Here is a 21,534-nt window from a genome sequence, read left to right on the forward strand (position 1 = left end):
AACAGAAATCATCTTAAATAAAAGCATTTTGCTCTTTCAACAAGTATCAATAAAGCTTAATCAGTAGCCTTTTCTACTTATAAAACTGAAATAGTATAAAGATAGGAGACACAAAAAGACGTGTCTCCTATCTTTTGTTATATAATGAAAAAAGGCGGTGAGAAAATGATAGAAGAATATACCTCTGGAAGAATGTCAATAGAGTAGATAGAAAAAGTGAAATTAAGTTTTAATAGAAGTGAAAAAATAGTCTTCTTTGGAATTAGGAGAAAGAATGTTATTAGCAGAGTGGGGACGTATAGGGGGTTGTAGAAGCCCTCAATGTGTTCAAAGCAGGAAAGCTTAATTTGAGCAAAGGAAGAAAAAGACCTACGAAGAATTTCTTCTTTTTTCATATATTTAAAAAGGACTCAACGACAGCATTGTCCCAAGGATGAGAAAGCTTAGAAAAAGATTGAATGATACCAAAAGAATCAAGGAGCTTTCTAAAGATAAAAGAAGTATATTAGGAACCTCTGTCAGAATGAAAAATAAGAGAAGTAGAAGGTTTTTGAGAATAAAAGGCTTTGATAAAAGTATCCTTAACAAGAGAAGTATCAATTTTAAGAGAGAGCTTCCAAGCAATAATTTTACGAGAAAATAAATCCATAATAACACAGAGATAAGCAAAAGAGGCATTTAAATTAATATAGGTAATGTCACTAGCCCAGACTTGATTGGGCTGAGGAACATTAAAATTTTGATTTAGGTAGTTAGGGCAATCAAAATTGGGAATAGACCTCGGATGAATAAACCGAAGTTTGATAGTAGGCATTTTAGGAAGATTCATGTCAGTCATCAGGCGGCTCGCTCTACCAATACTGATGTTGATGCCATAGTCATAGGAAAGAAGAGCCTTAATCTTAGATGGGCCAATACGTCTCTTAGTAAGATGACAAATCTCCGAGAATAAGCTGACGGAGTTTTTAATTCTCAATAGTTCTAGGAGAAAGTTTTTCCGAAAAGTATTTGTAATAGGAGCTGCGGTTCACTTTAAGGACATGACAAAGAAAAGAGATAGCGTGCTGAAAACGAAGGGTATGAACAGCCATTAATCTTTGTCTGAGTGAGGCGTGAATATGGCAATTGCTTTTTTTAAAATGATATTTTCCTCCTAGAGTCGAGCATTACGCTTTTGAAGATCCTTAATCTGCTTAGCGGTTAGAATAGTATCATCATCAATTCTAACCTGAGAATAAAGTTTAATCCACTTGTGTAAAGCAGACATGGAGACACCATATTCTTTAGAAAGTTGGGATTGAGTTTTACCGTTTTGGTGTAAATTAACAATACTTTTTTTAAATTCTTCATCGTATTTCTTGTAATTATTCATAATTTTATCCTTTCTTATGTGTCTACTTATTTAAAACATGTTTCACTTTTTCCTGTCTACTTTTTTAGTATATGTCCAAAACAAAAACAATGGTATTCTTATTTATTAAAAAAACATAAAAAAGACAAAAAATTGGTGTAAAATGGTATTATAAATATAGCTAGTAGAATTTTTTGAGAGGAGATTAAGCATGGTGAATTTATTAATTGCTGATGATAATGAAAAAAATTGCTTCTATATTAGAACAATATGCTAAAAAAGAAGGATTTAGCGTTACTAAAGTTTTTGATGGAGAAAGTGCCTTAGATGCTTTTTTGAGAAAAAATTTGATCTAATTTTATTAGATGTAATGATGCCTAAAAAGGATGGTTTCGAAGTTTGCCGGGAAATTCGTAAAACGTCTCAAGCTCCTATTATTATGATTACTGCAAGAGGTGAAGATTTTGAGAAAATTATGGGGTTTGACATAGGGGCTGATGATTATATTGTAAAACCTTTTTCACCTGGTGAAGTTATGGCGAGAGTCAGAGCAATATTAAGAAGAATTAATAAAGAAGAACCTGTTGAAGCTGAAAAATTTCATTTGATAATTTAATGGTGGACTTATCCAGCTATAAAGCTGAGCTTGGTTCTGAAGAAATAATATTAACAAAAAAAGAAATTGAAATGCTATGGCTTTTTATGAGTAATCCCAATAGAGTTTTTACAAGAGATAATCTTTTGAATAAACTTTGGGGCTATGATTATTATGGTGATAATAGGAGCGTAGATTCACATATTAAACGTTTAAGGGCAAAACTTGACCAGTTACCACATCCGAACTGGGAAATTAAAACCATTTTGGGGCGTAGGCTATAAGTTTGAGGTATTATAATGAAAAATAAGATTGCTTTAAAACTTATTATTTATTTTGGCATTTCTATCTTAATTTTAACAGTAATGATAGGCGTTCTATTTACTCGGTTTTATTCTGAAAATATCATAACAACCTATAGGAGTAGTATGTTGAAAAATGCGGAGTCTATCAGTAAATATCTTATTGACTACTTTTCCCCCAATACGAATCAAATGACTGAAATGGGAAAAGGAAAAGGTAGCCAATATAGTCAAAAAAGGGGGGGTAGTAATGGTTATGGAGGTTTTTTACGTTTCCTTAACGAGGGGAAAACAGAAGATGTCTTGGTAATTGATAGCCAATACAATTTAGTCACCTATGGTAAAAATGAGACCCATGTAAACTATGAAGCATTACCTGATGATGCTGAGGTGGTAATTAAAAAGTTTTCCACTACTTTTTTATCACCATAGCCACAGGTAATATTTTTAATATCTAAAATCATAGCCAACCCTTTCTTCCTTTCCATAATAGGTAGATAAATAGAGGGGCTCCAATAATGGCTGTTAAAATACCCGGTGGAATTTCTCCAGGAGCGATGGATCGTGCTACATTATCGACAACTAGCATAAAGGTTGCTCCTGTAAGTATGGCTGTAGGCAGTAAATATTTATAGTTTGGTCCTACAATAAATCTTGATATATGAGGCATAATTAAACCAACCCAACCTACAATGCCCACAAAGGGCTACTGAGGATGCAGTTAACAGAGTTGCAGTGATAATAATAGTAAGGCGAACTCTTTTTGTATTAACACCCATAGCTTGCGCTTCTTCTCCGAAGGACATTACATTTATTTTCCAACGTAACAGCATGATAGGAAGAACACCTACTAAGAAAGCAATTAGCATAATAACTACATTCTTCCAGATACCAGTTTTAGCAAAACTTCCCATTAACCAAAAAGTAATTTCTGGTAGCTTTGTATCAGTATCAGCTAAATGTTTCATCAAAGAGGTAATGGCACTAAAGAGAGCTGAAATAACAGTTCCAGCTAAAAATTCATTATTAAGAGATTACTGTTGCCTCTACCAACTGCTGTACTAATGCTCAACACTAAAAAACTGCTCCAAGACCAAAAACAAAAGCTAATATCTGAATGGATAAGTCGCTAAATGAAAGAAGGATTCCTAAACATGCACCAACACTAGCACCAGAAGAAACCCCTAGAATATCAGGGTAGACCATATGGTTTTTAAAAAGACCCTGGTAAGCTGCGCCTGCTGCAGCTAAGGCAAAGCACCTACTAGGATTGCCAGACAAATTCTAGGTAGCTTTATAATAAAGAGGACTGCACTGTTTTGACTGGCCATGGACTCAGGATTTCCCGAAGACATTAAGGCGCTTCCTATATCTGAAAAAGTCATACCATAACGGCCTAACCTTAAGGAGATTAAAACAACAATAAAAAGCAAAAAAAATAGTCCCAATAAAATTAAACGTTCTCTTCTACCATGACTATTTGTTGTATTGTCATTTAATAAATTTTTACTTACCATTCTTTCACCACCTAATATATTTGTTTCAAGGAAAATAAAAAGTCAAACAAACTTCTCCTTAATAAAGAAAAAGTCTGTTTGACTTACTCATTTTTTAACATTCAAATAAATACGATTAACAATCGCTAGCTTCTTACACAAAGCCATTCTCCTTTTCAAACACGGAAGGCTCCATCGTTTCCCATGAAACCCATAGTCTACTTACCATTTGCATGCGCAATTAGGTAAAAATAGATTGGATAATTGTGGATTGCCACTAATCGATTAAAGTATAACATTCTTAACAATATTATGCAATTAAATCATATTGTACAAAGAGAAAAAATAATCTTTTGTATTAGCATATTTAAGGGAAATAAGAAGAAATTTCTTTACATAATTTTTAATAATTGCTATACTGTTTAAGGAACGTTTGGAGAAGTGGCCGGAGTGGCTGAAGGCGTTCGCCTGGAAAGCGGATATATGGTTTATAGCTGTATCGAGGGTTCGAATCCCTCCTTCTCCGCCAAATCATAAAAATCACAAGAAAGACGCTGAAACAGCGCAATTCTGATTGATTTTTACTTTCGTGAAACCAACGACTTGTTGTTGGTGGCGCGGAAAGTTTTTGTCCACGAACAGAAAAGCGGACGTGTCATCTTTTGGGATGATACGCCCGCTTTTTACGTTATGGAGGCATTATGAGCAATTTTGATTATTACTACTTTCGACAATCAGAGCAGTTCGCCTTTTACCGAATATCAAAAGTCTTATTCACGGATGAACGCTTTGCAAGCCTGTCTTCATGCAGCAAGGTTTTATATGGACTGATGCTTGACCGCATGACATTATCCCGCAAGAACAACTGGATTGACAAGCTGGGCAGGGTATATATCTATTTTACGCTGGATGAAGTTATGCAGCATCTTCATTGTGCGCGTGAAAAGGCCAACTGCTTAGTTTCAGAGCTGGACTCACGGGGCATAGGCTTAATTGAAACAAAGCGGCAGGGATTAGGTAAAGCCAACATTATTTACGTCAAAGACTTTACCTCATAGCCTATATTGGATTTTCCAACACAGGCTTTTCCTTTTCTGGCCGGAAAGGAATGGATAGAATAGATATAGTTCAAGTAGATATTACTCTTTAAGTATTATTTCAGTTTGATTATCGAACCGCCACAAGTGCGATAATCGTATTTCTTGAAGTTTGAAAACCGAACTTCAGGAGTTCGATTTCCGAACCCTGTTCGCAGAAAAATCCCATTGTGGACTGGCTTTTCAACATGGTGCAGTTTATGCACATTTTCCCTGCGGTATTGCTGCAACATGCGCCGTAAGGGATTGTTTCATTGCCTACTTATTAAAGACGCCATATAAAGCAAGTAAGGCTTGTTTTCAGCACCTTTTTGCTACAGATGATAGGAGGATTAAAAGATATGAATAAACCCAATAGAAAGCGTTCTGTTCAGCTTATCTCGTCCGCGTGACAGAGGAAGAAAAAGACCTCATTCATTAAAAAATGGCCTTGTTGGGGATGGCAAACCTCAGCGCCTATATCCGCAAAATAGCCATTGACGGCTACATTATCCATGTTGACCATACCGAAATTAAAGAACATGCCGCCCAGCTTCAACGCATAGGCGGCAATATCAATCAGATTATCAAACGTTTGCACCAAACGGGCAGCCTGTATATTGGTGACATAGCGGAGATTAAGAAAATACTGCATGATATTTGGCTGTCGGAACGGCAGTTGATGCTAATCTGTAAATAGTAATTGAAACTAGGGGCATTTTACTTTATATACCTCTTGTAGCAAATTGGGTATCCTTGCTCTAGAACTCAAATCAAAAACATCAATGGCATTTGCTATAGGATTGATAAAAGGGTTTTCTATTGCAGAAATATTTGCCTGTTGCATTACACTAAGTAATTCTTTGTTCTGCATCACACGACTATCCATTCCCTTATAGAAAAACATCTTCAGAATATGCCAAAATAATATAACAAATTGCGGACAGTGCATCTAGTTCGTCTAATTTTTTTAACTGTCGGATAAAGTTGCGATATCGTTTTTTCTCCTTGCTTGATAAAAATAGATACTACGGTTGAATTTGATAGTGGAAATACGCAAAGGTGAATGTCTTTGGTGTGGTAGTCAGGAGACATATTATATATGTTATTTATTATGTTGCCGTCAAAATCAGAAATAAGGGTTATATTGTTTTGAAAAGCCAATGGAACTATGTAGTCAAGCCTTTTGAAAAAAGCCAAAAAAATAATTATCGTTCCACTTGCTTTTTGCTGCTTTTTTGCATAAGTGAACTCATTGATATAATCTTCCAAATCCAGTTGGTTGACATTTTGCTGCTGAGAAAGATTTTTCCCGGTTAGCTTTTCTATATTTGCGTATAATGCTATTTCTTGTTTTCTCTTACTTATATTTTTCAAAGTGTTTTTAGCAGCAATCTGAGCCATAATTTTATCTGATAAAGTATCTGAATAGTTTTCTTTATTTTCATAATCCGAGAAAAACGATTTTCACAATCTCTGCAAATAATCTTAAATGTCCCAGCTTCATTTAAGCCTTTTTCAATGTTGAAAAAAGGCAAATCAATAAATGTATTAGAATAAAAAAGGTGTCCGTTTACAGCAATATTTTCTAAACAAAACCGTGGCACTGAATGCGAATTACAAAAGCTGGTGGAAGGAGCGCCGCACAAAAAGCACGTATCTCATTTTGATTCTTCACGGCTTTTCTTATATAATACTACTGATTTTTTTATTATATCCAATTTTATTGTTTTCATAGTTCTTCCGAGAATCTTCATCAAATCTTAGATGAAGCATGTTTTTGTCTATCTTCATTTAATCCACCTTAAAGTATAAATTACGCATTTGCCAATTTACTTATTATATCATATTACGGAGAATTATTAAGGGGTTTGGGTTCTCCCAACGAGCAAAACACCACTTCCAACTGAATGAGGTGTTTTACGTAACTGGATATCCAGTTCCTATGCTTGCCATTTTATAGTTATGTAGATAGACAATATAGATAAAGGAAATTTGTGTTTGATGTTGAAAGTCGGCTGAAAAATAATGTCACAAAAATACTCGTTATTGACAATGATATTGATTTATGCAGATTGATTGAAAAACACCTTACACTAAGACGCATAAAGCAATAGTGCTGGAAAATGAATAAATGTTATTCATTGACGTATTTGGTATCCTTTGCTATACTATAGATTATGAGGTGATACTATGCAGAAAATTACAAAAGACCCAGATATACGCAAACAAGAAATTATTGACACGGCGCTACAACTGTTTTATGAAAAAGGATATGAGCAAACATCCATGCTCGACATTACGAAGAAGATGAATGTATCGCAAGGCTTATGCTATCGCTATTTTAAGTCAAAAGAAGAAATATATTCCGCTGCTTTAGATAATTATGTTAATGACGGCGTAGAAATGTTTATAGCGCTTTACTGCGACAGAACAAAACCTATAGCAGGACGCCTTAGTTCATTGGTTTCGATTGCAGAAATCAATAACGGAAACCAAGAAAATGATTTTTTCAATAAGCCCGGCAATTCACATTTTCATACACAAATGCAAATAGCCCTATGTGACAAATTGTATCCTATTATTCTGAATGAATTGGTTGACGCTATGAGCAAGAACGAAATAGCTATAGACAATCCCGAAGCTGTAGCTGCATTTTGTATTTATGGCCAGTTGGGTGTTTGGTCTATTGCCGATATACCAGACGACAAAAAGATAAGTGAAACCCAAAAGCTAATTATGAAAATGATAGAATGAGCCGCAAGCGTTTGCCAAAAAATGAATAAAATTTATTCAATAAAGGAGACATAATGACAATATTAATTGTTGGAGCGGGTACGATTGGTCTCACATATGCTTGGCTCTTATCCGCCAACCATAATGTTACGGTTTACGTTAGGCCGGAAAAAATAGCAAGCTGTGAACAAAAATACGAATTTGATATACAGGATTTGCGTGACAAAAAGCAAAAACATTTCACTTATAGGCGCCCAACCTCACAGATGTTATTACCAGTGCGTATGACGCGGTTCTAGTGATGGTCAACCGAATACAGCTTGCAAGCGTATTGCCAAAATTATGTGATTGCCCCAACACCGTGTCTATGCTGAACCATTGGGATATAGACAACGAGGTTAATAAGGCTTTGTGTCCCCAGCACAGTATTTTTATGGTTTTCCCTCGCAGGTTGGCGGTGGCAGGAATGGCAATAAAGTGGAAGCTGTAGTATTCAATGACGGAACCGTTTTAGGCGAAAAGATGGTGATGCAACGGAACGCCTCACAAAATTGGAGCAGGCTTTCAAGCAAGCAGGGCTTACCGTTGAGGTAAAATCAGATATTTTGAGTTGGCTGAAAGTGCATTATTTACAGCAATCACTTAGTGCGGGTGGAATAGCAAAAGCCGGGAGCTATGAAAACTTTGCAGGTAGTTACCACGCTGTAAAAGAAATGGTGTATGCTTTCCGTGAGGGTGTAGAGGTATGTGAAGCACAAGGCATCAGCACTAAAAAAATATTCCCTGCAAATATGTTCCGCTATCCGAACTTTTATTGGCCTTTGCAATGAAAGATATGTTCAACAAACCCGAAACAATAAAGATGGTTAAAGGCCATATGAAGCAGGGAATGCCGGAATGGATTGCCGGTTTTAATGAGGTTTTGGATGATGGAAATCACCTAAATGTTACTATGCCAATATGGAAATCATACAAACCTTATGTCGATGCTTATGATTTGTGAGTAGTTCCCCAACTTCCTGCCAAATTTAGGATGGTGATTAATATAGAATGGATATACTGCCCCAACTGTGAAAATAAAACCCGACTAAAAATACGGGAAGATACGGTACTTGAAAACTTCCCCCTGTTTTGTCCGAAGTGCAAAGAAGAAACAATAATCTCAATTAGAAAAATGAATATGTCAGTTATCAAGGAGCCAGACGCTAAGACGCAGAGCCGATAAAATGTGAGATAAACGCATTTATCGGCTCTTTCTTTATGATAACAAGCGCAAACCAGATTGCTGGCATTCTGCAACAACGTAAGCAAAACCGTTGTTAAGCGCTGGCGCGCAAGCCCCAAATTGCGGTTTTGAAAAATCAAAGCCGCCGTCTTTTATTTTCGGAGGGTGTATTAAAGTTACTCTATTTTAGAACACGGCGGTATGGGAGGTATCACCATGTTATTTTTTATCTGCATGACCCGCCTAATATACGATTATCAAAAAAGCCCGTTTCATTTACTGTATATATGCGCTTATGAGTATGGCATATACAGTGTAGATATAGGGTCTATAGTCAAAACTACTGGATGCCCGGCTGATTACATTTCAGCTGGGCATTTTTGCGTTCTCCCCCTTTTTCATATTCGGGAGCTTTCAGAAGAAGAGCAAGCATAGGAAGCGGATAGCCACTTCCGTAAAATCGCCGTTTTCGCCTGCAGGCTACACGATGATTTTTGCTTGTTGGGAAGTATCCCAAACCCTCTTGCTTTTGAAAAAACATATCTCCACTTTTGCAAATCCCATTGCTTCCCCTGTGGTCGAGGCGAAAGGGGTAGCCACACCCATTTCCATTCCACACGGAAAGGAGGTGAACAAAGTGGAGCTTACCTCGCAAGACAAAGTGCGCATTCAGCACCGGTTTGACTCTTTCTGTACCATCGTTCTCAAATATGCTGCCCGCAATATTTACCAAGACCGTAAACGGCGGGCAAAACATGAAATAAGCTTGTCCGAAGTGAACGAGCCGCAACTCGCACAACTTTCCTATACAGATGATTTCATCACTGATGTGCAGCGTTTTACTGTTCTCGGATATGACCTTGCAATCAAAAAGTGAATTGCTGGCGGAGGCCATCCGGCTATTGCCCGAAGTGCGGCGTGACATTTTACTACTGTATTATTTCCTTGATATGAATGACCGGAAGATTGGTGAAGCCCTTGGGATGATACGCGGCACAGTCAATTATCAACGAATGAGTTCGCTCAAACTACTGCGAAAGATTTTGGAGGATATTAAAAATGAAGAGATATAAACTTTTACCGTTTGATGTTATACAATCCGCAGCCAGCGGCAATGTAGAAGCTATGAACCGTGTTATTCGGCACTATTCCGGCTATATCGCAAAGCTCTGCATGCACCCCCCTTTATGATGACAGCGGCGGGCAGCGTTATGTGGTGGATGAAGATATGCGTCGGCAGTTGTAGGCGAAACTCACCGCCGCCGGTAAGATGAAAGCCTGCAAAACAATTGTTCATGTAAAAAGTATATGTACAGGCAATAAAAATCTTGCAGATATTCTCTTTGAACTCGCAAAAGGGAGAATGCGTTTCATGGAAAAGGCGGCTCCCGTATGCTATACTGATGGTAACGGAAGTGAAAATCAATATCAGGATTGTGCTTTTTCATAGCTTCAGAGGAATGACTATGAAAGCACAAAAAGCTATATGTTGGTATTTACTGTCGCCTCTCTAGTGATGATAATAACGGCAACCAGGAAAGCATGAGTATTTCTAATCAACGCGATATGCTGCTTTCCTATATTCAAGAAAGGGGATGGCGTTTAAGAGACATCTACATCGACGACGGTTACTCCGGCACCACATTCGAGCGGCCAGATTTCATGCGCATGATTAGCGACATTGAAATGGGAAAACTCAACCTTGTCATTACGAAAGACCTGTCCCGTCTGGGCAAAAACTATGTAATGACCGGCCAGTATACAGACTTTTTCTTTCCGCAGTTTGGTGTCCGATATATAGCGGTGAATGAAGGTTATGACAGCCAAAATGCAGACAACGACATAGCACCTTTTAAGAATATTCTCAATGAAATGTATGCGAAAGATATATCCAAAAAGGTGCTTTCTTCCCGCCAAACAAGTGCAAGGCAGGGCAAGTTCATGGGCAGTCAGCCGCCGCTAGGCTACATGCGAAGCCAAACAGATAAGCATCTGCTTGTCCCTGATGAAGATGCAGCCTCGATTGTTAAACGAGTATTCAAAGACTTTGCAGACGGCGATAGCGGCAGACATATTGCCGACATCCTGAATAAAGAGGGATTTCCCTCACCGGCGGTATATCATTATGGCAAGAAAGGGAAAACGCATCCCAACCCAAAGGTCAGCAACACATGGGGGGGCAGCGCAACCATTCTGCAAATGATGAAGAACGAAGTCTATATCGGAAACACGGTACAAAACAAACGCTCTGTGACTTCATTCAAAACCGGCAAGCGCCACCCCTGACAACCTCGGACGAATGGATTTGTGTACAAGGTACCCATGAGCCGCTTGTCGATATGGAAACATGGGAAGCAGTTCAGACGCGAATAAAAAAAGAATGTCCGCCGGAAGATTTACCACACAAGTGAAGTGAGTTTGTTTGCCGGAGTACTTAAATGTGCCGACTGCGGCAGCGCAATGACATTCAACACCAAACAAATGCGCGATAAGGTATACATGGTCTACAAATGCAGTAGCTATGTCAATCGCGGTAAAAATGTCTGTTCCATCCATTCGGTTGCGCTATCCCTGCTGGAAGATGTTGTTTTACAGGATATTAGGAATAACGCGAAGCTGGCAGCATCCGAGCAGGAAAAGTTGATAAAACGGTTGATGAAGTATGGTAACCGTGAGCAGGAAGAAAAACGGCTGGCACTAGAAAAGAGCTTATGTGAAGCAAAAGCCGGATTAAGGAGCTTGACAGATTAAGCAAAAAGCTTTTTGAGGAACGATGTTCCGAAAATGTGCCCGACCAGTATATTCAAGCGATTGATGTCTGATTACGAGAGAGAGCAACAAACCATGCAAGGCAGTGTCGGTGATTTACAGGCAAGCCTTGCGAAATGTTCAAGTTCAGAAAATGATGTGTCCCGTTGTGTGGACAGCATTAGCCAGTACACCGAGATACAATCCCTTACCCGTTCTGTAGTGGTCGAGTTGATAGACAGTATCTACGTTTCGGAAAGGTACGAAAAAACGGCGAAATACATCAGGATATTCAAATAAACTACAAGTTCGCTGGCAGTATAAAACAATGAGAAAACTTGTTGATTTTTGATGGTAGGTGAAGTTCTCCGCCAAAAAAGCTAGAACGCCTTTAAATAGGTTGTTCTAGCTTTTATTTTTATCTGTGGCAACATTTTATTTTCTCAAAAAAACAAGAGCTTGACTAGTTCCTGTGATTTCAAGGCATCTTAACAATACAGTCACATGGCAGTTTTTTCGCAGAACAAGCATTGTTTAGTAAAACTCTTCTATTAGCTTTACTGCATATGCATTTCCACCAGCAGATAACGACTTTTCTTTGAAGAAGTTTGCGTTAGATTTATAGTTGCTATCCTGCAAAATTTCACAGGCCGAATCATATAATTGAGACGGAGTTATTTTTTGTTTATTTGTATTGTCTTTATGTGATTCCTCTACAAAGCCTGCAGTTATTATTCCAGTTGGGACAGCGACTAAGGCAATGCCTAAAAAGCAATAATGCCTCCTAGCATTCTGCCCGCTGATGTTATTGGGTACATATCACCATAACCTACAGTACTTAAAGTTTCTACTACCCACCAGAGACCAGAAAAGGCATTTTGAAAAGAATTTGGTTGTACTGGATTTTCAATACTATACATTAAAATAGAGCTAATAATCATAAGTATAAACACAATAAAAAGTGAAGAAATTAGCTGATTAGCATTTTTTTAAAAACATTAATTACTGTTTTTAGAGAGTTAGAATAGCGATGAAGCTTGAATAGTCTTGCAATTCTTAACAATCGAATAACTCTTAATACTCTTAAATCAACAGGAAATATAAAGGGTAAATAGAATGGTAAAATTGTTAGTAAGTCTATTATGGCCATTGGTGATTTTATATACTTAAATACTGCTTTATTTGTTGGAATAGATGAAAACATTAAGGGGGAAGTCCATAAACGTAATATATATTCAATTGTAAATACAATAACACTTGTCGTATCTATTACATTATAAATTAACATAAATAAAGGACCTTTAAAAAAAGTTTCAAGTATAATTGAGATTACACTGAGTATAATAAAAAAATAATTATCATATAAAATATATTACTGGCAAAATTATCAATACTATCATTACATATTATATTATAAATATTTTTTCTGAATTGGTTTATTATATGGCTTTTTTCATGCAGTTTTATTCCTTTTCTATATTTTATTAAAATTTATGATTTTATAAGAATCTCCTTCTAATTTCTGCCAGTATACCAATCGGTTTAATAGGTAATTCTTCATTTTTGTTGTTGTGAAAAAATAAAGGGTTATAGCCACCCTGTATATTTAAAGGCATTAATGTAACTCCGTCATTATTAAATATTATTTTTTTAATTGTATATTCATTGCTGCTTACCTGTGCTACTCCAATTTTTCCATTTTCGATAGTAGGCTGTAATTTAATAATAACAGTATCGTCATCTTTAAGTTCTGGCAACATACTGTCTCCCTTTATTTTTAGAGCGATAAATTCACCTTGTTTTTTCCATGAGACATTCATTTCCTCATAACCTAATATATCAGGTTGTTCTGAAATAGGCATGTCAGCTGTAATACTACCAAGAATCGGAATTAAGTAAGTTTTATCGTTATTTAAATGTGTACTTCCATCAATAAGCATAGTATGGAACTCTTTACCGAAAAAGCAGATAATATTTCTAAATCCTTTGCTTTAGGAAATTGTTTTGCGTTTAGCGGCATAGCATATTTTTGTTTTTTCTCCCAACTTAATTAAGGACAAATTACAATCCTTTCTCATTAATTTTAAGTTTTTAGCAAAAATATCTTTTATATTATTTAAATTAACCACTCCTCATATTTATTTTTATCATATTTTACAAAATTGTTAAATAGTTTTGCAAAATTAATAAATTGATATATGAAAAGTGTTAATGTTTTACTAAATTAGCAAAGCAGATGCATGTTGCCCAACAAGTAGACATTATATAGCGTATTGCTTGATTTATCATAAGAAGATATAGTAAAATGATTTGTACTAGGAATCTTGACTATTAAAATATAACTGGTTTGAAATCAACATAATGGAGCATTGGGGAAAGTGGTGTTATTTAACTTGTATAGCCATGATAAAATTAATAAAGCATTTTAGGTTAATTTGATTATTATAAAAATAGAAGGAGATTATTGTGGATATTATAGATTACTTACAATCCAACAGCGAAGCATGGCTTCAATATAGCGTAATAATAAACTTATGACTTGAAAAAAGACTAATTATCTGAACTTAAATCAGAAGCATTGCAGGATAGTAAAATAAAAGGCTATCTTATGGACGTTGAAAATTATCATAATATTTTAGTTAACAACCATAAAAATCCTGCGTTACCAATTCATAAACTACTGTTTTTACTTGATATTGGATTTGATACTTCTGAACCCGAAATCAGAACAGCAATTAATGAAATAATGAAGCATAAGGATGAAAACGGAATATATCAATCACTTATTAAGATCCCAAAGCATTTTGGTGGTATAGGTGAAGATGAATTTGATTGGTGTTTATGCGACAGCCCTTTATTATTGTTGGCATTACTCAAGTCAGGTGTTTCTTATGAGGAATATATCAAACCTGGTGTAGATTATTTGGCAAATCTTCCACAAGTACAGGGGTATCCTTGCACAGTATCAAAAGAGTTTGGAAAGTTTAGAGGCCCTGGACGCAAAGATGACTGTTGCCCATATGCTACACTTTTAATGCTTCGCTTATTTGCAGAGGTAACTGAATATAAAGATACAGATTTAGCTAATAAAAATATTGATGCTATACTTTCTTTACGGCAAAAATAGTCTTGAAAAACATCCATATATGTTCTATATGGGTACAGATTTTAGAAAGCTAAAAGCACCTGCAATTTGGTATGATATTATTAGTGTCACAGATTGTTTAAGCCGGTTTGAGTACGCTAAAAAAGATCCCCGATTCAAGGAAATGGTGGAAATTATTAAAGGAAAGCAAACTGCAGAGGGGTTGTTTATTCCTGAATCAGTTTACCAAAAGTGCAAAGGTTGGGATTTTGGACAAAAGAAAGTCCCTTCACCTTATCTTACATTTCTTTGTCTGAGGATTTTAGGAAGAGTTAATCAAAAAGTGCTTTAATCTTTTTTTGACAGTGTCACGTTTAGAGTCCTACCAGCTACTATTGGGCGTTTTATTGAGATTAGCAGCCTTATAGATGGAAAGTGCCTTTGTAAGGGGTTTATTGGTTTTAAGTAAGGGGATTTATATTGCAGTTGTCAATGATGTTTTTGTGTAATTCATTTTAAATTTTAATTTGACAAATAGATATCTGTTATTATAAAATTATAGCAACATAAAAATGATATGCTAATTATTTTATAAGAAAGAAGGACGTTTATTTATGAAAGGAAATTTATTATCTACATTCAAAAAACTATACTATGTTTATTACTAGTTTTTATGTTGTTTACTAGCTTAATTTTTTTCAGACTGATTCTTTAAAAGCAGAAAATATTCTTAATAATCAAACAGCAACTGTTCAGACAGAAACCGTAAATAATTTATTGCGAAATGGGGATTTTGATGAATGTAATTTTCAAGGAGTGAATCCTACCTTTGTAGTTAATGGGAAGTATGCTTGGACGGTTGATGTAATTAATACGTCAAATATCATTCCTTTGCGGAAAACCACAGCTTCTGACAATCGAATGGAAATATGGGAAAGTAATTATATAGGTGTTCCTGCACATAGCGGGAAATACTTATGTGAAATCAATGCTTATATGTTTGCTTCTGTATATCAGGTTGTACCAATGACCGAAAATTCACTTTATAAATGGTCTTTTTGGCATAGAGGTAGAGCAGGAGCTGATACTGCTAGAGTTTGGATAAATAGCGAAGAAAATAGTATGTGTGATGTTGCAGGAAATATGGATTTTACAGACAATAATAATGAATAGGGATACCATGAAGGCTATTTTAATGTTAATGATTCTAATGAAATTAAGATTGGATTTAAAGCCTTTAAAACAACTAATAATCATCCTAGCATTGGTAACTTAATAGATGATTGTGGTTTAATCAAAATAGCATCACCAACAACTCAAACTATACATGTGGGGGGATCCAGTACCAGCGAGACATTAGTGTTTTTGAAGAAAATGGATTTAGAGCGGAAAAAGCAAATCCAGTGCCTGATTTTTCAACTACGGGAACAAAACGGGTAAATATGAATATTATTGATTCTTCAAATACAGTTGTTGGATATGTTGAATCAACAGTAAATGTAATAGAAAGAGAACATACATTATCTTTCGATTTAAACGGTAGTAGCGGAATAGATCCAGATAATCAAGTAATTAAAACAGGAGACTTAGCTACTCCTGTACGTAATCCAATGAGAGAAGGCTATATATTTAATGACTGGAATACAACAGCAAATGGAAGTGGATTAGCATGGGATTTTGCAACAACAACTATGCCAAATTGTGATGTTACACTATATGCTCAATGGCAACAAAATAAGCATATAGTAAGCTTTAATGGAACAATAGGAGAAGGAACAATGGACCCTATTACCATTAATGAAGGCGAAACTCAAAATTTACCAAAAAATGAATTTATAAGTAATGATAACACATTTGTAGGCTGGGCAACAGAAGAGGGCGGAGTTGTAGAGTATGCAGATGAAGCCCTATTTACAATGGGAACAAATGATATTACTTTGTATGCTGTATGGGAAAAGATTGATCTAACATATACATTATCCTTTGATTTTAATGGAGGCTGTTGGGGAATGCCAGAAGATCAAATATTACATGAAGGAGAAAAAGCACAAGCAGTAAAAAATCCTTTCAGATTTTTTTATACATTCGAAGGCTGGAATACAGCAAAAGATGGAAGTGGAGAAAACTGGAAATTCAATAAAACAACAATGCCTGATCATAATGTAATACTATATGCCCAATGGCAATGTTGGTGGTAATGTAAAAAAAATAAAAAACCATGTTGTTATTATTTGTAGCAATTAAAATGACAATATGTATCCTAGACAGTAGTTTGCACATAAATTTATGGAAATGACAGAAGCAGGCTTTCCAATCATTCAGATTATTAATAGATATTTAGGGAAAGCAGTTGACAAGTTTGCTTAAAAGCTTAAAAAATTTAAAATATTCCTTTAGAACTAAGTAATAACTTATTATCAATAAGTAATTTATGTTGAGATCAAGACCAATTGATTTTAAAAGGGAATTCATCTGTTGAGATAACGAATAGAGAAGTACTGTCAAATATGAAGCTTTCAGATTATGTAGGTTTAGTCAAAAAGAGAGCTTGCTCCAAAACATGAATTTATATTAACATAATATACGGATGATAAAGGCAAAACAATAGTGGGCATGCAATTTAACAGGGAGTTTATCAATACGCCTTAAGATGACAAGCTATACATTATCATTTAGATTCAAAGATAATAGGGTATAAGTTTATAGGCTGGAATACTGAAAAAATGGAAAAGAAACTAAGTGGGATTTAAGTAAAAACAGAATGCCGACAAACAATGTTAAGCTATATGCACAATAGTCAAGGAGGTAATTGGTAAATAAGCTATTTACAAAAAGTATAATTAACGTTACTATTAATATGATACTAACATATCATATTTAAATTTTTAATTTAAGGTAGAACTCCCTAGGCAATGAGCTTAGGGAGTTTTGCTATAGACAGATAATCAACAAGCAAAAGAGCTAGATTAATTTCTAACATGCATCTCTTTCCAATAATTTTCTTCTTTTTTGCAATTTCTTTTTCAATGGATACTAGGTCATCTAGATTTGATTGTGAATGCATTTTTGATTCTAAACTGAATAATCTGCTTATAAAAACACTTTTGTTTAAAATATCTTGTTAGTTTTTGCTTTTAGCTAAAAAATTGAAGATTTATTATTATTTATTAGAAATTAAAATAACTACATCAACCACTTTTTTTAAATAGAGAATAACAAAAAGCCAGTCCATTGTGGATTGGCTTTCTTGCACTTAAAGAATACTTATATGAAAAGTACAATTAAGAAAATAATACAATAATAATATATCATACTATATTCGGTTGTGCAACCCCTAAATTAATATTTAATAGAATGCTGAGAATGTTTTGTTAGCTAATCAAATAAAGATTATGTGAATATTGCGTGTGTTAATTAGATTTTATTTTCACTGGTAATAAATGATGTGACTTTGTATATAGTATCAAAAAAATAATTATATTTATATTTTAATGGAGACTGGTGGAACAACTGGGATTCTAATAAAATAGCATTTTTAGGATGATTTTTTATGGTGCTAATTTTGCTTAATAATATCCACTAAAGGCTGGTAATAAAAGTATCTGTTTGCTATAATGATTGAAATAATGTACAACGAGCATTAGAAAATACTGCTATGCAAATGTGATGGTATTTAGCATATTGTATTATCAATTAAATATAATAAGGATTTTAATATTTATCAATATTATTAGGGGTGTTAAGATATGAAAAAAATATTTTAAGATTTTAGCGTTATTGTTTATGACGAGCATACTCTTAGTTGGTTGTTTTAAGGCGTTGAAATCAAATAATGCAGTACTTGGAGAACAAAGAATAGAAAAACATGATGTAGTAGTTGTTGTTGGCGGTATTTCTGGTTTGACAAGTGGCTACTTTTTAAAAAATGAAGATGTTCTGATTTTAGAACAAAAGGATACGGTAGGGGGACGTACTGTTTCTGGTGTTCATAATTCTTTTACTTATGCAAAAGGAAATGAATATTTAGGGACACCAGAAACAGTATTAGCTCAAATGATTGAGGAATTGAGCCTTGAGCCAAAAGAAATTCCTTCCCCTATGGATGCAATGTTTGATGGTAAGCATTTTTATTATGGCTACTAAGGAGAAAAAAGGTACCTAGTTGAGAATAGTAATATAAAGGATTATCAGAATTTTGTTAAACTTGTATTGGATAAATACGATGAATATAATGAAATACCTCAGCTTAACTATACGACTCAGAATAAATATTTAGACAATATTACTGCTGGTCAGTGGCTTCGTAAAAATGGCGTTCAGGAAAAATATATTAGTAAGTATAATGTGACTACAAAAGGATTGTTTGGGGCTAATATGGACGAAATATCTGCATTGAATTTTATTCCAGAAGCAGCATTTGACTATGAAGATGTAAGTTACGAAGAAACAGTTGATTATAGTAAATTTTCTGATAAAGATATTGAAAATGAGTACTTTTTAGCTAAAAAAGAAAAGTCTTCTTCATATTCATTTGAGAAAGGTGTAACGGAACTTACTAATAAATTAGGAGAAGTGTTAGGTGATAAAATAAGGAAGAATAGCAAGGTTGTGAGTGTTACAAAAAAGGGAGAGGATTATCTTGTTGAATATATGGGAAATGGTGAAAATTCACGTCAAGTACTTGCTAATAAAATTGTTTTAGCTGTACCTTCTACGGAAGAAACGAATATTGCATCAACTGTTATTACAGAAGAAAAGGCACATATTATGAAACAAATTGAATATTCCTCTTATGCAACAGTTGCACTTTTTTTCTGATACTCCTATATTTAATAAAGCCTTTGATTTATCAGTTCCAGATGGCTATTTCTTTACGGATATTTATGATGCTACTTGGATTGAAAGGCATTATAATTCTGAAAAAAGATTTAGGATATTATATTATATCAGTTTATATTGCACCAGCAAAAAGCAAAGATCGCCTTTTGGATACCATAAGTGATGCGGAAATAATACAAAATATATACAGGGATTTAGATAAGGTTTTTGAGTCAGCAAGTAGTAAGATAACTGGTTATGATATTGAACGCTTTCCTTATGGCTATACAGTTATGTCAAAAGGAGCTTATGGTAGACTATTGCAATTAGATAAATTGAATCATGGCTCATTAATATTAGCAGGTGATTATATGGTTTATCCAACCTTTGAAGGAGTCATTCAATCTGGTTATTTAGCAGCACAAAGAATACAGGATAATTAAATAATTTTCAATCGATGTGTTTTTTGCATTTTTATTTATGAAAGATTTTTATTTTGTGCTCTAAATAGTAAATAAAGGAAAGAAGTATATTTTTAATTAAAAAATGTACTTATGTGGAATATCGTTTTATTAAATTTCCATTAAAAGATAGTTTATTTTTAAGAATTGGACATTTCTAAATAGTGCCAATATAAAACCACTTAAACATGTGTTTAAGTGGTTTTATTATATTAAAAATTTATATTTTTTAAAATATGATAGTTGAGTAAAGTTTATTAGGTTTAAGAATCACTTTTTTAAAATTAAGTTTAAAATTCTAAACTTTTTATTGCAATTCTAGAATGAGATGATATAATAAAAGTTAAGAATACTAAACTTATTAGAAGAGTGATATTGGTGAAAAAACAAGATAAATTTATGATGAAAGATTACCTAATAATTGGCATTCTCGCTGTAGTAATGTTTGCTATTATGTTAGTTGTTAGTATGCTTGTAATGCCTTTTTACAATTTTCATATGTTGTAGGTTCCGCTTTAGTTACTTTTTTATGGCGCCAATTTATTTAGTGATAGTTTTTAAGGTGCAAAAAAGGGTGCTTTTCTAATTTCAACTATAATTATATCTCTAATATATATTATTATGGGTTCGCCTCAAATGTTGATTACCGTCTTACCTGCAGGCATTATAACTGAATTTATTCTATCTTATATGAATGGATATTATTCAATTAGAAAAGCAACATTGGCTTGGTCGAGATACTGTGGTATTTATAGTATTCATGGTGCGGCGATGCTTTGGGTATTGGGAAAAGCGTTTATGGAAGAAACTTTTGGCGATACCATACCTGCTGAAAGTAGAGGGCTTATTGAAAGCCTTTATTATAGTCCTGTTTGGATTGTTGTTATGGTTGCATTAGGTATTGTTCTTGGTATTGCTGGTTGCTTTTTTTGGCTATAAATTATTAAAAAAATTTTATAAAATCTGGTGCAATACAGGCAATAAAATAGCCGAAAAAGAAAATAGGAGGAAAAAATGAAAAAGAAAGATAAAATGGTAATGAAAGACTATATTACAATTGGTATTTTGACAGCTGTAATGTTTGCAGTGATGATGATAGCAGGTATGGTGGTAATGCCGTTTTTGCAGTTTGCTTACATAGCAGGCTCAGCTATAGGCTCTTTTTTATGGCGTTGATTTATTTGTTAATTGTATTTAAAGTCCAAAAAAGGTGCTTTTTTAGTATCAACAGCAATTATGTGTTTTATTTATATTGTTATGGGGACTCCTCAAATGTTGATTACAATGATACCTGCTGGTATTATTGGAGAACTAATATTATCTTACAGCAATGGCTATTATTCAATTGGCAAAGCAACATTAGCCTGGGCTATTTTTAGTGGTATTTATGGACTTCATGGTGCTGTAATGCTCTGGGTATTTGGCAGAGCATATATGGAAGAAAACTTTAGCACTTCTTTTTCTCCAGAAGCAATGGCTATTATTGCAAGTCTTTACTATAATCCAATGTGGATTATAGTCATTGTAGTGCTAGGAGTAGTTTTCGGGGCTTTAGGGTGTTTATTTGGTTACAAGTTGCTAAAAAAGCGCTTTATAAAGTCTGGAGCAATTAAAGAAGTTTATTAGTTAGGGAAAGAGGGC

General features: G+C 34.4%; 30 protein-coding genes, 1 tRNA gene, 6 pseudogenes and 1 riboswitch. Of the genes and pseudogenes, 28 read left to right on the forward strand and 9 right to left on the reverse strand.

Annotation, left to right across the window (positions count from 1 at the left end; all coding sequences use genetic code 11):
• Positions 1 to 222: 222 nt before the first annotated feature.
• A pseudogene (locus tag AZF37_RS00510) lies at positions 223 to 1,372 on the reverse strand (IS3 family transposase).
• 190 nt (positions 1,373 to 1,562) lie between these two features.
• On the opposite strand from AZF37_RS00510, the pseudogene AZF37_RS00515 reads away from it, so the two are divergent.
• Together AZF37_RS00515 and AZF37_RS00520 are read left to right on the forward strand one after the other, a co-directional pair.
• A pseudogene (locus tag AZF37_RS00515) lies at positions 1,563 to 2,246 on the forward strand (response regulator transcription factor).
• Positions 2,246 to 2,680, forward strand: a complete 435-nt coding sequence (locus tag AZF37_RS00520; RefSeq protein WP_088369110.1) for a hypothetical protein — start codon at positions 2,246 to 2,248, stop codon at positions 2,678 to 2,680. Before AZF37_RS00515 ends, AZF37_RS00520 begins: the two are co-directional and overlap by 1 nt.
• Before the next feature lie 28 nt (positions 2,681 to 2,708).
• Here AZF37_RS00520 and AZF37_RS11105 read toward each other — a convergent pair whose 3' ends face one another.
• From AZF37_RS11105 to AZF37_RS11115, 4 genes are all read right to left on the reverse strand, one after another.
• Positions 2,709 to 2,918, reverse strand: a complete 210-nt coding sequence (locus AZF37_RS11105; RefSeq protein ID WP_245611971.1) for an iron chelate uptake ABC transporter family permease subunit — start codon at positions 2,916 to 2,918, stop codon at positions 2,709 to 2,711.
• Positions 2,878 to 3,216 (reverse strand): iron chelate uptake ABC transporter family permease subunit, encoded by a 339-nt coding sequence (locus tag AZF37_RS11990; protein WP_281178970.1) that lies wholly within the window; start codon positions 3,214 to 3,216, stop codon positions 2,878 to 2,880. Before AZF37_RS11990 ends, AZF37_RS11105 begins: the two co-directional genes overlap by 41 nt.
• A gap of 106 nt (positions 3,217 to 3,322) precedes the next feature.
• Positions 3,323 to 3,529: an iron chelate uptake ABC transporter family permease subunit gene (locus tag AZF37_RS11995; protein ID WP_281178886.1), complete on the reverse strand. Its 207-nt coding sequence runs from the start codon at positions 3,527 to 3,529 to the stop codon at positions 3,323 to 3,325.
• Positions 3,496 to 3,765 (reverse strand): iron ABC transporter permease, encoded by a 270-nt coding sequence (locus AZF37_RS11115; protein WP_245611972.1) that lies wholly within the window; start codon positions 3,763 to 3,765, stop codon positions 3,496 to 3,498. Before AZF37_RS11115 ends, AZF37_RS11995 begins: the two co-directional genes overlap by 34 nt.
• A 134-nt stretch (positions 3,766 to 3,899) precedes the next feature.
• A riboswitch (molybdenum cofactor riboswitch) is annotated at positions 3,900 to 4,018 on the reverse strand.
• Between the two features lie 161 nt (positions 4,019 to 4,179).
• Here AZF37_RS11115 and AZF37_RS00530 point away from each other — a divergent pair.
• From AZF37_RS00530 to AZF37_RS00545, 3 genes and pseudogenes are all read left to right on the forward strand, one after another.
• Positions 4,180 to 4,273 (forward strand) — tRNA-Ser (locus tag AZF37_RS00530).
• Positions 4,274 to 4,445: 172 nt separating this feature from the next.
• Positions 4,446 to 4,799: pseudogene (locus AZF37_RS00535) on the forward strand (replication initiator protein A); the annotation flags it as partial.
• Between the two features lie 383 nt (positions 4,800 to 5,182).
• Positions 5,183 to 5,520: pseudogene (locus tag AZF37_RS00545) on the forward strand (plasmid mobilization protein).
• A 9-nt stretch (positions 5,521 to 5,529) separates the two neighbouring features.
• Here the strand turns inward: AZF37_RS00545 and AZF37_RS00550 are convergent.
• Both AZF37_RS00550 and AZF37_RS00555 read right to left on the reverse strand, forming a co-directional pair.
• Positions 5,530 to 5,709: a hypothetical protein gene (locus AZF37_RS00550; protein WP_162473763.1), complete on the reverse strand. Its 180-nt coding sequence runs from the start codon at positions 5,707 to 5,709 to the stop codon at positions 5,530 to 5,532.
• A gap of 20 nt (positions 5,710 to 5,729) precedes the next feature.
• Positions 5,730 to 6,224, reverse strand: a complete 495-nt coding sequence (locus AZF37_RS00555) for a hypothetical protein (RefSeq protein ID WP_088369114.1) — start codon at positions 6,222 to 6,224, stop codon at positions 5,730 to 5,732.
• 789 nt (positions 6,225 to 7,013) lie between these two features.
• Between AZF37_RS00555 and AZF37_RS00560 the strand changes: the two genes are divergently transcribed.
• From AZF37_RS00560 to AZF37_RS12985, 12 genes are all read left to right on the forward strand, one after another.
• Positions 7,014 to 7,577, forward strand: coding sequence for a TetR/AcrR family transcriptional regulator (locus AZF37_RS00560; protein ID WP_088369115.1), 564 nt, complete (start codon positions 7,014 to 7,016; stop codon positions 7,575 to 7,577).
• Between the two features lie 53 nt (positions 7,578 to 7,630).
• Positions 7,631 to 7,855 (forward strand): ketopantoate reductase family protein, encoded by a 225-nt coding sequence (locus tag AZF37_RS00565; RefSeq protein ID WP_088369116.1) that lies wholly within the window; start codon positions 7,631 to 7,633, stop codon positions 7,853 to 7,855.
• 252 nt (positions 7,856 to 8,107) lie between these two features.
• Complete coding sequence (locus AZF37_RS00570; protein ID WP_088369117.1) at positions 8,108 to 8,386, forward strand: hypothetical protein; 279 nt, start codon at positions 8,108 to 8,110, stop codon at positions 8,384 to 8,386.
• Complete coding sequence (locus AZF37_RS10130) at positions 8,383 to 8,559, forward strand: hypothetical protein (protein WP_162473764.1); 177 nt, start codon at positions 8,383 to 8,385, stop codon at positions 8,557 to 8,559. The genes AZF37_RS00570 and AZF37_RS10130 overlap by 4 nt, the downstream gene beginning before the upstream one ends.
• 30 nt (positions 8,560 to 8,589) lie before the next feature.
• Positions 8,590 to 8,781, forward strand: coding sequence for a cysteine-rich KTR domain-containing protein (locus AZF37_RS00575; protein ID WP_425425433.1), 192 nt, complete (start codon positions 8,590 to 8,592; stop codon positions 8,779 to 8,781).
• Between the two features lie 487 nt (positions 8,782 to 9,268).
• Positions 9,269 to 9,658 carry a hypothetical protein gene (locus AZF37_RS10135; RefSeq protein ID WP_162473765.1) on the forward strand — a complete coding sequence of 130 codons (390 nt, stop codon included), beginning with the start codon at positions 9,269 to 9,271 and terminating at the stop codon, positions 9,656 to 9,658.
• The gene (locus AZF37_RS12975; protein WP_172793055.1) at positions 9,636 to 9,854 is read left to right on the forward strand and encodes an RNA polymerase sigma factor; all 219 of its coding nucleotides are present in this window, start codon (positions 9,636 to 9,638) and stop codon (positions 9,852 to 9,854) included. Before AZF37_RS10135 ends, AZF37_RS12975 begins: the two co-directional genes overlap by 23 nt.
• 52 nt (positions 9,855 to 9,906) lie before the next feature.
• On the forward strand, positions 9,907 to 9,972 hold the full coding sequence (locus AZF37_RS11120) for a helix-turn-helix domain-containing protein (protein ID WP_245612065.1): 66 nt from the start codon (positions 9,907 to 9,909) through the stop codon (positions 9,970 to 9,972).
• Positions 9,973 to 10,275: 303 nt separating this feature from the next.
• A complete protein-coding gene (locus AZF37_RS00600) occupies positions 10,276 to 11,067 on the forward strand; it encodes a recombinase family protein (RefSeq protein WP_281178923.1) in 792 nt (263 codons plus the stop codon).
• Positions 10,953 to 11,192 carry a recombinase family protein gene (locus AZF37_RS12980; RefSeq protein WP_088369122.1) on the forward strand — a complete coding sequence of 80 codons (240 nt, stop codon included), beginning with the start codon at positions 10,953 to 10,955 and terminating at the stop codon, positions 11,190 to 11,192. The genes AZF37_RS00600 and AZF37_RS12980 overlap by 115 nt, the downstream gene beginning before the upstream one ends.
• 7 nt (positions 11,193 to 11,199) lie before the next feature.
• Positions 11,200 to 11,532, forward strand: a complete 333-nt coding sequence (locus AZF37_RS00610) for a recombinase zinc ribbon domain-containing protein (protein WP_088369123.1) — start codon at positions 11,200 to 11,202, stop codon at positions 11,530 to 11,532.
• Between the two features lie 93 nt (positions 11,533 to 11,625).
• Positions 11,626 to 11,829 carry a DUF4368 domain-containing protein gene (locus tag AZF37_RS12985; RefSeq protein ID WP_425425449.1) on the forward strand — a complete coding sequence of 68 codons (204 nt, stop codon included), beginning with the start codon at positions 11,626 to 11,628 and terminating at the stop codon, positions 11,827 to 11,829.
• 464 nt (positions 11,830 to 12,293) lie between these two features.
• Here the strand turns inward: AZF37_RS12985 and AZF37_RS12610 are convergent.
• Positions 12,294 to 12,898 (reverse strand): annotated as a pseudogene (locus AZF37_RS12610) (ion transporter).
• Positions 12,899 to 13,028: 130 nt separating this feature from the next.
• On the reverse strand, positions 13,029 to 13,469 hold the full coding sequence (locus AZF37_RS00630) for a LexA family protein (RefSeq protein ID WP_088369127.1): 441 nt from the start codon (positions 13,467 to 13,469) through the stop codon (positions 13,029 to 13,031).
• 668 nt (positions 13,470 to 14,137) lie between these two features.
• Between AZF37_RS00630 and AZF37_RS00635 the strand changes: the two genes are divergently transcribed.
• The 11 genes and pseudogenes from AZF37_RS00635 to AZF37_RS00675 all read left to right on the forward strand — a co-directional run bounded on the left by AZF37_RS00635 (position 14,138) and on the right by AZF37_RS00675 (position 21,519).
• On the forward strand, positions 14,138 to 14,656 hold the full coding sequence (locus AZF37_RS00635) for a hypothetical protein (RefSeq protein WP_172793056.1): 519 nt from the start codon (positions 14,138 to 14,140) through the stop codon (positions 14,654 to 14,656).
• On the forward strand, positions 14,625 to 14,966 hold the full coding sequence (locus AZF37_RS00640) for a hypothetical protein (protein ID WP_172793057.1): 342 nt from the start codon (positions 14,625 to 14,627) through the stop codon (positions 14,964 to 14,966). Before AZF37_RS00635 ends, AZF37_RS00640 begins: the two co-directional genes overlap by 32 nt.
• Before the next feature lie 425 nt (positions 14,967 to 15,391).
• Complete coding sequence (locus AZF37_RS00645; RefSeq protein ID WP_088369130.1) at positions 15,392 to 15,787, forward strand: hypothetical protein; 396 nt, start codon at positions 15,392 to 15,394, stop codon at positions 15,785 to 15,787.
• A gap of 110 nt (positions 15,788 to 15,897) precedes the next feature.
• Positions 15,898 to 16,812 (forward strand): InlB B-repeat-containing protein, encoded by a 915-nt coding sequence (locus tag AZF37_RS00650; protein ID WP_088369131.1) that lies wholly within the window; start codon positions 15,898 to 15,900, stop codon positions 16,810 to 16,812.
• Positions 16,813 to 18,397: 1,585 nt separating this feature from the next.
• Positions 18,398 to 18,757 (forward strand): NAD(P)-binding protein, encoded by a 360-nt coding sequence (locus AZF37_RS00655; RefSeq protein ID WP_088369132.1) that lies wholly within the window; start codon positions 18,398 to 18,400, stop codon positions 18,755 to 18,757.
• 66 nt (positions 18,758 to 18,823) lie between these two features.
• Entirely contained in the window at positions 18,824 to 19,432 is a 609-nt protein-coding gene (locus tag AZF37_RS00660) for an FAD-dependent oxidoreductase (RefSeq protein ID WP_088369133.1), read from the forward strand.
• A 65-nt stretch (positions 19,433 to 19,497) separates the two neighbouring features.
• Complete coding sequence (locus AZF37_RS00665; protein ID WP_088369134.1) at positions 19,498 to 19,875, forward strand: FAD-dependent oxidoreductase; 378 nt, start codon at positions 19,498 to 19,500, stop codon at positions 19,873 to 19,875.
• 396 nt (positions 19,876 to 20,271) lie between these two features.
• Positions 20,272 to 20,400, forward strand: coding sequence for a hypothetical protein (locus AZF37_RS12000; RefSeq protein WP_281178887.1), 129 nt, complete (start codon positions 20,272 to 20,274; stop codon positions 20,398 to 20,400).
• Positions 20,401 to 20,472: 72 nt separating this feature from the next.
• Positions 20,473 to 20,832: pseudogene (locus tag AZF37_RS00670) on the forward strand (MptD family putative ECF transporter S component); the annotation flags it as partial.
• A gap of 75 nt (positions 20,833 to 20,907) precedes the next feature.
• On the forward strand, positions 20,908 to 21,069 hold the full coding sequence (locus AZF37_RS10140; RefSeq protein WP_162473770.1) for a hypothetical protein: 162 nt from the start codon (positions 20,908 to 20,910) through the stop codon (positions 21,067 to 21,069).
• A 12-nt stretch (positions 21,070 to 21,081) separates the two neighbouring features.
• Positions 21,082 to 21,519: an MptD family putative ECF transporter S component gene (locus AZF37_RS00675; RefSeq protein WP_088369136.1), complete on the forward strand. Its 438-nt coding sequence runs from the start codon at positions 21,082 to 21,084 to the stop codon at positions 21,517 to 21,519.
• The last annotated feature ends 15 nt before the right edge of the window (positions 21,520 to 21,534 follow it).

The organism is endosymbiont 'TC1' of Trimyema compressum, assembly GCF_001584725.1.
In the GTDB taxonomy this organism is placed as follows: Bacteria; Bacillota; TC1; order TC1; family TC1; genus TC1.